Consider the following 11,557-nt stretch of genomic DNA (forward strand, 5'->3'; position numbering starts at 1 on the left):
TGCCGCACGTGGCCCAGCGTAGGCCAGATGGACGGGGTGATGTGGCAGTGCAGGTCGCTGCGACGCACTTGGTTGCGGCCCGGGCCAGCCTCGTTTCTCGCGTCTTTGAAGCAGGTCTCGATAGTCCAGCGTCGAATTCCATGAGTTCAGATCGGTGTTCGTCCACCGCTGGATTCCATGTCCCCGCAGCGTAAGCAGTCGCCCGAACACGCGCTCAGGGTCGACTCCAGCCACTACCTTTAGCCAGGAGCTCCAAAGGGGCCATGATGGCGGAATGTCCCGCCCACCGGTCTGGCTTCTCGATGTCGACGGAGTGATCAACACCCGGCGGCCGCTCTGGGGACCCCAGCTGCACCGCGGAATCGTCCACTCCGATGACGACGACTATCCGCTGCACTGGGCGCCCCGGCTCATCACCGGCATCCGCCGCATCCACGCGACCGGCACCATCGACATCCAGTGGTGCACCACGTGGTGCGCGGAAGCGGACAAGCTTGAACAGCTTTTAGGACTGCCCCCGCTCGGCATCGCGCTCGAGACAGCTGCACTGACCGACGACGCGGATGCGGCGAAGCTGACAGCGGCACGACGCATACTGGCCGACGGGCGACGACTCGTGTGGACGGACGACACTGCGATTCCGCACGAGCCAACGCTCGTACGCGAGCTGACCGCACGCGGGCAGGGGCTACTCATCCGGCCGCACCCGCGGCGTGGGTTGCGACCGGTCGACCTTGCCCGCATCGCAAGATTTGCTCGGTCGCCGCGGCGCGGCTTCAACTCGAGGCCAGGACACTTCGGAGCTTAGTCGCCTCTCACCAACGGAGGTCAGTCGTTGTCCGGGTAGCCGATGCTGGCGGCAAACTCGTCGGTGAAGGCGACAATGACCTCGTCAGCCCCGAGCCACCAACGGTCGTCGGTGTGCTCCATAGCGGCAATGATCCGAATGCGGCCGTTCGGAAAGTTCAGACGGAGCGCGAGCGGGGCGGCCACAGGTCCAACTGCACCTTGCCGATCGGCATAGCCCTCCGCCCAGACAAGCCGAGCGTCGACGATAGGATCGATGAGCAGCGCGGCCCACCGAGGGTGGTCAGTGACTGTCCCATGATTCGGGCCGCCATCATCTACGTCGAGAGCCGTGACGTGATCGGTCATCGGCGAGGCGTACAGCTCTAAGCCGAAATGCCCGAAATCGCTGCCCCACACCGCCGAAACGGGTGCGCCGTCATCCAGGCGCAGCTCGACGCCCATGACAGGCAGGTGCCAGTCGCTTATGTCCCACAGGCTGGGATCGCTAAAGGATCCCAGACCCCAGTACGTCACAGCGTTGATCCGGCGTCTGGCCAGCCTCCGCGCGATGCGATCCATCTCCAGTCGTCTGCGTGCCAGAGGGTCGTTCACGTGAGCCCCCTCTGCAAGAGTCCGGAATTCGCAGCCCGCGCCGGCTCGTGGCTGATCGTACGTAGCCGGCACGTGGAACGGCAGACGCGGCGGTTCTGGGCGACGGTCAGCCCGGCATTCGCTCAGGCGGCTCGGAGGAACCCCACCGAGCCGCCACAGCCGCGTGGTCGAACTCTTTGCATGCTCTGCCGTGTTCGGTTGGCCTAGCCGCCGGTGGCAGAGAAGTGCATGTAATCCTTCAGAGATCGATAGTCGCCGCCCCACTTCCATCCGATCGCGGCGAAGGCCCGGACAGCCTGCCCGTGGGCCTGCACCATTCCGGGTCGCGCATCGGCTCGGTCGAGGTAGGCGGTGGCGAGTTCCGGCAGGACGATCTCGCCCTTGTGGTACGGGTTCTGGAACGGGTTGAGATCCACGGCGAGGCCGTAGGCGTGCTGGGACCACCCTTGCTGGCCGCGTACCGGTCGGCAGGCGAACGCCTCGGTGGTGTTGTCGTCGCCGGTCGGCGGTGCGTTCAGTTCTGCGGCGCTGGAGATCCGCATACGCTCGATCGGGAAGCCCTCGGCGAAGAGTCGCTGGAACACGGTGACCAGGTCGTCCGCCGCGCGGGAGTTGGCCAGCAGCTCACCGGTGTGGGCGAGTCCGTCGAAGCCGCGGAAGCTTACGGTGATGTAGCGCAGGTCGGCGGCGGCGACCGGGCAGTCCTTGGTCCAGCTGGATCGAGCGAGTACGCCAGCCGGCACCGCCTGGACGGTTGCGTGAAAGCGGCCGTCCGCCGGTGGTGGCAAGTCGTCGACGGTGATGATCGACCGGTTACGCAGCTCGGGCGGCGTCTGCTGGGCGGCGGCGAACCCTTGCGGCCCGACGGGGAGCACTCGCGTTCCGAGCCAGGACGGTGCGGCGGTGGCGTTGCCGATGCGGGTGGGCGCAGGGCTTGGAGACTCGGTAGACGCGGTCGGCGAAGCGGCCGGGGTTTGTGTCGGCTTGTCCGCTTCCGGGCCGGCCGGGACGCCCGAACAGCCGGACAGGACGTAGCCCACGAGCACAGCCACGGCCAGGAGACACGCCGCCCGGCTGCCGTCACGCCACCGGTGACCAGCTGCTGTGCGGGCCGCGGAACGGGTGGACGGCGAGACGACTTCGGGGGCGCACATTTCGACAAGGATAGCGTTTGCCCTGGTGAGAGCGGGGCTACGAATGATCACGACGATGCCGGCATCTAACGATCTGTCCCGAGCGCACCTTGCCGAGACCGCGCCGCCGACGATCGCGCCAAGCAGGCACCACGGGAAGGGCGGCCTAAACCTCAGGTCGCAGGTTCGATTCTTGCCGGGGGGCACCTGTTGATCAGGATCCTCCTTCAGCTTGTGCAACGACTTCCGATGGTCGATGAGTGAGTGCCCTGACCGCTCGTGCCCGCCAGCCCGGCAATAAACACTAAATGCTGTAATCAAGTGATTTGCCAGCTTGGTGGTCACCTCGCGTCGCGGCCGAACTGTTGCGACAAATGTGGCCTCCACCAGGCGAAATAGGCACTAGGAAACTGCCAGGTTTCCGTGTTGAGGGGTGGGCGACTGGGAGTGCGTTGCCTAGCATCGCCCCATGCGCCGCGCCCAAGCCCCCCATGAAGCTGCTGGTGGTCGCCATCGATCGGCCCGACATCGTGCGGCGAACGGGCGGCCGAGCGCCCTCCGCCGGCTCCTTGCGGCCAGCGGGTTGGCGGGGGTCATCTCGATCGGCATGGCGGGGGCAGCGCCGGTCATACCGGACCGCGCCGGCGAGATCGCGCTGGGCGACACCAGCGAGCAGCGCGCGACAGCAGCGGAGACCGAGACGTCCCGATCTGCCAGCCGGACCACGAGCGCGCCGGCACCGACTCCAACAGCAACCCCGACGGCTCCGGTGTCACCGGCGACGACTACTTCCTCGGCCGCGCCGACAGCCCGGGTTCCGGCTACTCCCAGTGGCGGATCGGGTGGTCCACGGACGGATCGGACCAACCTGTCGTACAGCAACGGCGGCATCACGTCGTCGTATCACCTGTACGCGGCGGGGCTGAACTGGACCAAGCCGGTCGGTCTGCTGGTCTACGCCGACGGATCAGGCGAATACGGGTTGAAGAACCCATCGTCCACGTATCTGCTCGCGGGCACCAACGGCATGATCGCCGTGGCGAAGCGGCAGAACATGGTCCTCCTGACACCCTTGGCGCCCGGCACGGGTTGCCCTGACGGTGACGGCACCTGCTGGTACGAGACATCGTCGGGCTATACGCCGACACAGAAGACGGCTTGGTCGCACAACCTGGTGGAGTACGTGAAGAGCCGCTACAACATTGACACAGCACGGGTTGCGCTGGGCGGATACTCCTCGGGGGCACAGTGGCTCACGGAGTATTTCGCACCCGCGTACGGCGTGCGGACGATGACAGACGGCGTGGGCGTCGCGATCTCCTACGGTGGCCGTTGCATCGCCACACCGACGTTCACCGCCGCGTACAAGGCCGCCGTGCCATTCGTGTGGGACGTCGGCGATCAAGACTCGGCCTGGACGAGCTCGTACGGCGTCAAGGCCGGTGAATCGTGGTACCGGGCCAACGGGTTCACGACGCAGCTTCACCTCGTGCCTGGACTGGACCACGATCGATCTGGCCAGTTCGGCGCGATCTTGGAGCGGGAGATCCGGGAGCACCTCGGGGGGTGAGGGCGATGCCCGACCAGGGGTGTCGGGTACGGGGCGGCACATGAGGGTGCCATGACCGGTGTGGCGACGGCCGCGGGTAGAGCCGCCGATTCGGGTCGATGAGCTGACGTGCAGGGCATTGGGAGACTGCGCACCCGTTCCTGATGACCGTGGTAGGCGTAAACCGTGCTGCGATGCCGTCCGCCACGACCGGCAGTCCCCCAGCCAGCCGTCACGCCGCGGAACTGGCCTACCTCGGCGTCACCACCCGCCCGACATTTGCGCTCGACCGACGGCATGTACGTGCGTCCGACCGAGCGGCGGTCGTGGTCGCGTCGTGCTGATCGGTGGCACCGGCGAGCGGGCGTTCGACCAGCGGGGCCCGTCGTGGCATTCCTTAATGGAGGGTGGAGCGGTCGGTGGGGCGCAGGCGCAGGTGTTCGGTCTTCACCACCTCCGCGGGCACGTCTGTCTGCAGGGGTGACCGGGTGAGCCAGACCAGCGCGTGTTCCCCCTCACGGATCGGTAGCCGGGGGAAGCTGTTCGCGGCGTACTCGGTCCGTAGTACGGCCAGGGTGTCTTTCGGGCTCTCAGTGGGGTCGGGGAAGGGGCCGGCCCAGTACCAGATCGTCGCGTGCAGAACCGATTCGGGGTTGGCGGTACCGCGGTCGAATACCGGCACCGCGACGATCTCACGGAGCAGCAGTACGTCGTCCGAGTCGAGCATCGTCGCGTTCGCGGCCGGCCCGTGCTTCGCCCATACCGGGCCGGAGTAGAAGGCCGTTAGGCCGGTGTGGCGCGATTGCATGTCGGTGAATCCGCGCAGCCACACGAAGTGGTCGGGCCGGTCGAGGTCGCGGAACTGTCCCAGCACTGCCATCCCCAGTTCCTCCTGGGTCTCGACGAACTCGCGGTCGAACACGTCGATCAGTTCGTCGCGGCGCCCCTCGTGCAGGGTGTAACGGCGCAATTCGACGATCATGCCAGGATCCTTTCCAAGACGTCGGTGACGGTCCAGCGGGCCAGCGTCATCCGGAACGCGTCGGTCGCTTCGTCGTACAGGTCGGTGAGCACCGGACGGATTCCGCGTCCGACCGGGCATTCCAGGTTCGGCTCGGAGTGGTGCAGGGCGAGGAGCGGCTCCGGCGAGACTGCGAGCCAGACGTCCAGAAGTGTGATCTCTGTTGCCGGCCGCCCGAGGGAGAAGCCGGCTCCGTTGCCGCGGCGGGCCCCCACCAGGCCGGCCCGCTGCAGGTCGCTGAGGCTACGCCGGACGATGACCGCGTTGGTGTTGATGCTGGCCGAAACCTCTTCCGAGGTGAGCACCTCACGACCGCGCCGCCTGGCCAATTCCAGCCACGCCAAGGCGTGGGCCGCGATAGTCACTCTGCTGTTGGCCGCCACCGCGTCAGTCTGGTCGACATACACAGCAAACGCAACAACTTTTGTTACATTCGAGTTCCTGCTCGTGCGCATGCTCGTTCGGGCCGGCTGGTGGGGAGGTCAGCAGGCGGGACGAATCGCACAGACGCCCATAAGGGCATGATCGAGCGCGCTGTCATCGGCGGAAGTGGATGTTCCTCAGCGGTGTAAGCCCTCAAGGCTCACAAGGACGCTGAGAAGGGCGCTGTTGTACCACCCGACCGGTTATCCAACAGGCTGTAGGAGAGTTATTCAGTCGACGAGCGCCAATAACATGCCGGATGTGATCACGACCGGGCATGATGCGACTCGCCGCAGGTCGTGGCGCTGCTGAAGGTTTCCCGGTGGCCGTACGGTGCACGATCTTGCTCTGCGGCGATGTGATGCCTGGCCGCGGCGTGGACCTGAATCAAGCTCGATTGGAATTGCCAGCCAGCAGCGTGAGGCTTGTGCCGTACCGTTTACAGCTGATGTCCCCCGTGCTGTTTCAGGTCTTCGATGGCGGCCGCAGGCGTTATTCCCGTACCGATTCTTCCGGCGTGATCCTTGAGGAACCTCGTCCTGTCCGTCTTGTTCCAGGATGAGTCGGGCGCATCATCTTCGTCGGGATCCAGCAGTACCGCGACCCATGCTCCGGCCGGGAGGCCGTCAGCTGGGGTTGCAACGAACAACGCCAGTCGAGGGCGGCCTTCTGCTTGGTAGCCCTCGCCGGTCTCTCGGACCGTGTAACGCGTTCCGGCAAAGTCTCGTAAGAGTGCGAGGATCTCTGACCTCCGGTCGCGCATCCAGTCGGGAGTCACCGTGGGCCAGTAGCTGGCCGTCGGCACGTAGACGGCGTGAGGTTCGACTCCCCAGACGCAGTCGAACGCGAACTGCTTGCCGTTCTCGCGGTAGACGAGCAGTTCCTTCCATTGCGCGACGAACTCCCTGGGCATTGGGCCAAGATACTCGGACGTCGTGGCGGTCATCAGGACCTCAGCCACATCTTGACTCGCCGATCCCCTTGCCGTCGAAGCCCGCCGTCGCGGTTGCGTCCTCGGGTGATCGGCACGGAATGATCTGCGAGTACGCGGCAAGATCCAAGGTTGAGCGCGGGCCCCAGCCGGGTAAGCGTTCCTGGTGGCCGTACAGCGCACGATTCTGCTCTGCGGCGATGTGATGACTGGCCGCGGCGTGGATCAGATCCTCGATTCGCCGGGGGACCCCCGGCTGTGGGAGAGCGTGGTCGACGATGCTCGCGACTACGTCCGGCTCGCCGAGATCGTGCATGGCCCGATCCACCGGCCGGTGTCCCCGTCATGGATCTGGGGTGACGCGCTGGCCGACTTCGATCGGATCGCCCCGGACGCGCGCGTGATCAACCTCGAGACGAGCATCACCGGGCGGGGAAGCCCCGACCTGGCCAAGCCGGTCCTGTACCGGATGAACCCGGCGAATATCGCCTGTCTGACCGCCGTCCGTCCCGACGTGTGCGTTCTGGCGAACAACCACATCCTGGACTTCGGTCGTGAGGGTTTGGCGGACACGCTCGCCGCACTGCGTGGTGCGGGCCTGGCGAACGTCGGCGCCGGTCCGAGCGAGGCGCAAGCCTGGCAGCCGGCGATGACGGCCCCGTCTGCGGGCCAACTGATGGTGTTCGCGGCTGGTACGCCGAGCAGCGGCGTACCGCCGGCGTGGGCGGCTCACGACAACCTCTCAGGGGTGGCCTACCTAAGGGATCTGTCGGACGCCGCTGCGGATTCGCTGATCGACCGGATCGAGCGCGTACGCCGGCCGGGCGCCATCGTTGTCGTGTCGATTCATTGGGGATCGAATTGGGGCTACGACGCGCCCCGTGAGCAGGTCCGGTTCGCGCACCGGCTCGTCGGCGCGGGCGTCGACCTCGTGCACGGTCATTCGTCGCACCATCCGCGGCGCTTCGAGGTCTACCGGGATCGGCTGATCCTCTATGGATGCGGCGATTTCGTGGACGACTATGAGGGCATCGGCGGCTACGAGGACTTCCGCGACGACTTGCGGCCGGCGTACTTCGCCTCGTTGGACGCCGAGGGACGGCTCGAAAGCCTGCGCATCGTCGTATATCGATCACGACGCTTGCGCCTCGAGCGAGCCGCGCCGGCCGACGTCGCCGACCTGGCGCGCATGTTCGCTGACATCGGCAGTCCTGTCCGGCTGCACACCGACGGCTCGCTCACAGCTGCGGCCGCGGCATAGCCGGGGAGCGAATCGTCACCAGGGTGACGACGGCTGCGGCGATGAGCGGGCCGACGGTGATCGCAGCCACCTGAGGCAGACCACCGGATACGCAGCCTGCCCCAGGTCGCGCTGCCCAAACCTCTGGCGGCTCGCGCAAGCGCTAACGGAGAAGAATGCCTATCCGGCGATCGGGCAACGGTTGAAATCTGCGGATGACATTGGGAGGCGTACCCTCCCGAGGAAGCCGGATCAGGCATCCAACAGGTCCGCACGCCGACGCAGGTCGAACACTCTCTGTCTTCATCCAACGACGGGAAAGGGCACCGCGATCCCTATGTCTGGTCCTCGCCTGCTTCGGGTGTCCGACCCACCGCCGATCGAGCCGGTGACGCCGCTGGTCACCGCTGGGTTACCGATGAACGGGGCGACCGCCCTGGTGGTGTTGCCCGATGGTGACGCCTGCGTGGCCGCGACAAGCTACGGCCTGTTCGTGGTGTCGTTGACCACCGGCGACGTGGTCCCGGTAGCCACCGAGAAGTCCGCCGCACGCCTGTCGTTGACCAAGAACGGTCGCCTCGTAACCGGGCGCAGGTTTGAAATCCTGATCTGGGATCCGACCGACTGGACGGTGACCCGGAGCCTGAAATACGAGGGCAGGGCGCTGACCGATGTCGCGGCGACAGACGAGTTCGTGGTGGCGGGCGGCTGGGACGGCGCGTGGGTGTGGGACATCGACACCGGCCGGCGACGGCATGCGCTCACCGACGGTGAAGTGCTCGCGGTGGCGGTGTCCGCGGACGGCAGGCACGCCGCCACACTGGAGAGGAATCGCCGGGCCGTGCTGTGGGACGTGCGGCAAGGGACACCGGTGCGCACGCTGCGTCACCTCGACTCTGAGGTGCCTGCCATCGACTGGACGAAGCCGGTCGACTGGGATTGGGAGCTGCCACTCGATGAGGCGTACTTTGCCACCGCTTCGGTGGACCCCGCGCACGACCGGCTCGTCATCGCAGACGGCGAGTTGGCGGTCGGTCCGCTGGCAGAGCTGGAAGGGCTGCATCCGTGTGCGATGACGAGCCGGACCAAGATCGCGGCCGTGCGGCCATCCGATGGGCTGATCGCCGCGGCGACCGATGAGAGGATCCAGCTCCTGAACCGCCGCGGCGAGGTCATCGACGTGCTTGGCCCGACTCTCACACCGGTGACCGCGCTGGCCTTCGCACCCGATGGACGGCTGGTGTCCAGCCAGAGCATCGGCAAGGTCACGGTGTGGCCGATGCCCAGGCTCGACCGGCAACCCGCCCGGCAGAGCGCTCACACCACCGCCGTGTGGCGTACGGTCATCGATTGCACCGGCCGATATGGCAGGTCAATCGATGGCGATGACCAGATGCGGCTGTGGGATCTTCGCACCGGGCAGTGCACGGCCGACGCCGGGCTGGCCGCCGCACTGGGACCTGGCAGCTGGTTCTTGCCCGACGGTGGCGCGTCGATGGTTGCCGAATATGAGGGCGAAGACCGGCTCGACAGCGAGGACCATACCCGTTCGGTAACCGTGGAAGACGTGTTCGACGACGACGGCGTATCCCGCACGAAGACTGTCTGCTGCCGAAACCAACCAGACGGCGAGGTGCGCTGGACCTGGACCGCGCCACCAGCCGGCAAGGAGACCACCTGGTGGCAGCCGGCCTGGGTAGTGCTCCCCCGGCACTCCGACGCGGTCCTGGTCTGCACGAAAGAGCCCGGTGCCAACCGCGCGCAGGTGATCGTCCTCGACCAGGCCACCGGCGAGCGCCGCACCGAGTTCAACGTCCGCAACGCTGATGACGCCCTGCCACAGACTTTGCCGGACGGGTCAGTGTGTCTTCGCTACCCGGACTACTCCGTCACACCAAGCGGACTGCGCCTGGAGCTGCTCGACTGGCGCACGGGCACAGTCGAGCCGTACGCACAACTGGCGGACTGCCATAACGCCATGATCGCAGCGGGTGGATTGATCGTTGCCGTGATCGGCAACGAGTTTCGGCTCATCGAAGCACGCAGTGGTCAGCCCGTGGACCGCGTCGCTGTGCCGACCGAGATCGAACCATGGACACTGGCGATCAGCCCGGACGGACATGTGATCCTCGCCGGCGACCTCCAGGGCGGGGTGCACATCCTCCGCATGGCATCAGCCTGACGATAGATGACCACCACTCACCAAGATCTTCATCCACGACTGTTGACAATTGCTCGCGATCTTCCGATCGGCTGACGGGGTCAGTATTTGACGTAGCAGGAAGGCGTCAGCGGGTCACGGAAACAGTCAGCCCATCCGGAGCTGCCGTGCGTCGCATCGGCCGCGACGATGTAGACCTCGTCGATCCCGCCGGGTACCGCGCTCGCGTCGAGAGGGACGTTGCCGAGCGTGAACCACTTGCCGGTGGATCCACCGCAGAAGTAGCTGGTGCTTCCGGTCGGCAGATCGGCGAAGTCGATCAGCCTGCCACCCTGGTAGCCGTAGGCCCGGAAGTAGCCGCACTCGTTCACGTTGGCGTAGAACCGCACGGAGGTGAGGGTCACCGATCGGTTGTACCAGCTGATACCACCGGTGGCCTCGACGGCGAGCGCGCCGAACCCGTCGGCGTGCACAGACTTGGCGACGAAGCTCGAGGGGAAATCGGCGTTCGCGGGTGTGTCGAACCCGAGGATGGAAACGGCGACCAGAGCGATCGCCAGTCCAGTGTGCAGCATCCGTCGCTTGAGCATGCTTCTCCCTAGACGTCAGGCACAACGTGCCAACAATACCGGTCTAGACCACAATAGAGCGGCGCACCCGGCCGGGTCTACGGTCATCGCCGGGAAATATGCGCATCCGTCATGGGCAGACTGGCGGCACTGCAATCGAGCACGTCGAACGCGGTCCAGCGCCGAGTGGCAGCTTCCGCCTGCGATCAGGGAATTCGCACCGGCAGCGGCAGGTCGATCTGGATCACGAACCGATTCGGAGTTCCGTCGGTCCACGCGCCGCCCCAGTTGCCGTTGACCCACGCCGAACCGAGTAACGCCGACAGTTCCGGTAGGGTGCCCATCGATCCGCGGGACCATGGTGCCGCCGTGGCGACAGCCACGCGTTGTCCAGGATCGAGGAACCACGGGACCTCATCGAGGAACTGCTCCCAGTCACTCATGGCTCAATGGTGGCAGACAGGCGTCGCCGACTGAGCCGATGGTCCCGTCCACCTCGACGCCGATCCTGAGGCTCGCCGTGACGTGCCATCGGCAAGGCGGTCAGCGGTTACTTCGGGTGGAATCTGGAAGCGCCAAACGACTGTTCGACCGGCGGATGGGCTGCCGCCACTGCGTTCCAGCTCGTCATCGTCGACGAGCCGCCCCCAGGGGACATGGTCTCCGCCAGGCCACGTTGTGGACTTACTCAGCGCTAAGGCGAACGCGGATACCTGGGTCCGCGCCGCGGGCGAATGCCACCAGACTGGCCGCGTCGCGCTGCTGCTCCCCTAACGACACACCGGATGAACCCGGCCACCGCGACCAGGACCCGCCTGCGGCGAGGAACGCTTCGGCATAGTGGGTGCCCAGATCGTCATCGAGATACAGCAGCGCCCCCATCGCCTCGGCCTGGCAGTGCCGCTTATCTTCTGCGGTCAGCGCGAGGCTCATGAGCAGATAATCATGCAAGATCTGAGCGTCCTGCTCTGCGCCCAGGCAAGCCAACGCAGCACAGTACGGTTCCAGGTATCCATGTGGCCTTGGGTCGCTGATGTCCGCGTACGGCCTGACGTGACGGTGTGTGTACGGGCTCACGTGTAGGTCGGTCTCCGGTGGTGTGGCCGGGAGAGTGGGTCACCCTTCGGAT

At 66.1% G+C, this 11,557-nt stretch carries 12 protein-coding genes; 4 read left to right on the forward strand and 8 right to left on the reverse strand.

Annotated features, from left to right (window positions below; all coding sequences use genetic code 11):
• The first annotated feature begins 274 nt into the window (after positions 1-274).
• Positions 275-808, forward strand: a complete 534-nt coding sequence (locus AB0M47_RS07010) for a hypothetical protein (RefSeq protein WP_363409679.1) — start codon at positions 275-277, stop codon at positions 806-808.
• Positions 809-828: 20 nt separating this feature from the next.
• Here the strand turns inward: AB0M47_RS07010 and AB0M47_RS07015 are convergent, their stop codons facing one another.
• Both AB0M47_RS07015 and AB0M47_RS07020 read right to left on the reverse strand, forming a co-directional pair.
• The gene (locus AB0M47_RS07015) at positions 829-1,401 is read right to left on the reverse strand and encodes a hypothetical protein (RefSeq protein WP_363409682.1); all 573 of its coding nucleotides are present in this window, start codon (positions 1,399-1,401) and stop codon (positions 829-831) included.
• A 203-nt stretch (positions 1,402-1,604) separates the two neighbouring features.
• Positions 1,605-2,555, reverse strand: coding sequence for a M15 family metallopeptidase (locus tag AB0M47_RS07020; RefSeq protein ID WP_363409685.1), 951 nt, complete (start codon positions 2,553-2,555; stop codon positions 1,605-1,607).
• Between the two features lie 586 nt (positions 2,556-3,141).
• Between AB0M47_RS07020 and AB0M47_RS07025 the strand changes: the two genes are divergently transcribed.
• Entirely contained in the window at positions 3,142-4,104 is a 963-nt protein-coding gene (locus AB0M47_RS07025) for a hypothetical protein (protein ID WP_363409688.1), read from the forward strand.
• Between the two features lie 376 nt (positions 4,105-4,480).
• Here AB0M47_RS07025 and AB0M47_RS07030 read toward each other — a convergent pair whose 3' ends face one another.
• The 3 genes from AB0M47_RS07030 to AB0M47_RS07040 all read right to left on the reverse strand — a co-directional run bounded on the left by AB0M47_RS07030 (position 4,481) and on the right by AB0M47_RS07040 (position 6,440).
• Positions 4,481-5,065 carry an NIPSNAP family protein gene (locus AB0M47_RS07030; protein ID WP_363409691.1) on the reverse strand — a complete coding sequence of 195 codons (585 nt, stop codon included), beginning with the start codon at positions 5,063-5,065 and terminating at the stop codon, positions 4,481-4,483.
• A complete protein-coding gene (locus tag AB0M47_RS07035; RefSeq protein WP_363409694.1) occupies positions 5,062-5,487 on the reverse strand; it encodes an Rrf2 family transcriptional regulator in 426 nt (141 codons plus the stop codon). Before AB0M47_RS07035 ends, AB0M47_RS07030 begins: the two co-directional genes overlap by 4 nt.
• Positions 5,488-5,966: 479 nt before the next feature.
• Complete coding sequence (locus AB0M47_RS07040) at positions 5,967-6,440, reverse strand: hypothetical protein (protein ID WP_363409697.1); 474 nt, start codon at positions 6,438-6,440, stop codon at positions 5,967-5,969.
• 184 nt (positions 6,441-6,624) lie between these two features.
• Here AB0M47_RS07040 and AB0M47_RS07045 point away from each other — a divergent pair, with 184 nt between their 5' ends.
• Both AB0M47_RS07045 and AB0M47_RS07050 read left to right on the forward strand, forming a co-directional pair.
• Positions 6,625-7,719, forward strand: coding sequence for a CapA family protein (locus tag AB0M47_RS07045; protein WP_363409700.1), 1,095 nt, complete (start codon positions 6,625-6,627; stop codon positions 7,717-7,719).
• A gap of 340 nt (positions 7,720-8,059) precedes the next feature.
• On the forward strand, positions 8,060-9,880 hold the full coding sequence (locus tag AB0M47_RS07050; protein WP_363409703.1) for a hypothetical protein: 1,821 nt from the start codon (positions 8,060-8,062) through the stop codon (positions 9,878-9,880).
• A gap of 80 nt (positions 9,881-9,960) precedes the next feature.
• On the opposite strand, the gene AB0M47_RS07055 is transcribed toward AB0M47_RS07050, so the two are convergent.
• From AB0M47_RS07055 to AB0M47_RS07065, 3 genes are all read right to left on the reverse strand, one after another.
• Positions 9,961-10,449, reverse strand: a complete 489-nt coding sequence (locus AB0M47_RS07055) for a hypothetical protein (protein ID WP_363409706.1) — start codon at positions 10,447-10,449, stop codon at positions 9,961-9,963.
• Positions 10,450-10,634: 185 nt separating this feature from the next.
• The gene (locus AB0M47_RS07060; RefSeq protein WP_363409709.1) at positions 10,635-10,871 is read right to left on the reverse strand and encodes a hypothetical protein; all 237 of its coding nucleotides are present in this window, start codon (positions 10,869-10,871) and stop codon (positions 10,635-10,637) included.
• 241 nt (positions 10,872-11,112) lie between these two features.
• Positions 11,113-11,505 (reverse strand): DUF6000 family protein, encoded by a 393-nt coding sequence (locus AB0M47_RS07065; protein WP_363409711.1) that lies wholly within the window; start codon positions 11,503-11,505, stop codon positions 11,113-11,115.
• Between the last annotated feature and the right edge of the window lie 52 nt (positions 11,506-11,557).

This window comes from Hamadaea sp. NPDC051192, from assembly GCF_040682475.1.
GTDB lineage: Bacteria > Actinomycetota > Actinomycetes > Mycobacteriales > Micromonosporaceae > Hamadaea > Hamadaea flava.

Bases quoted from the DNA above. Each gene is read 5' to 3' on its own strand.
- AB0M47_RS07010 (WP_363409679.1), top strand. From the start codon at position 275: ATGTCCCGCCCACCGGTCTGGCTTCTCGATGTCGACGGAGTGATCAAC.
- AB0M47_RS07020 (WP_363409685.1), bottom strand. From the start codon at position 2,555: ATGTGCGCCCCCGAAGTCGTCTCGCCGTCCACCCGTTCCGCGGCCCGC.
- AB0M47_RS07025 (WP_363409688.1), top strand. From the start codon at position 3,142: ATGGCGGGGGCAGCGCCGGTCATACCGGACCGCGCCGGCGAGATCGCG.
- AB0M47_RS07030 (WP_363409691.1), bottom strand. From the start codon at position 5,065: ATGATCGTCGAATTGCGCCGTTACACCCTGCACGAGGGGCGCCGCGAC.
- AB0M47_RS07040 (WP_363409697.1), bottom strand. From the start codon at position 6,440: ATGCCCAGGGAGTTCGTCGCGCAATGGAAGGAACTGCTCGTCTACCGC.
- AB0M47_RS07055 (WP_363409706.1), bottom strand. From the start codon at position 10,449: ATGCTCAAGCGACGGATGCTGCACACTGGACTGGCGATCGCTCTGGTC.
- AB0M47_RS07060 (WP_363409709.1), bottom strand. From the start codon at position 10,871: ATGAGTGACTGGGAGCAGTTCCTCGATGAGGTCCCGTGGTTCCTCGAT.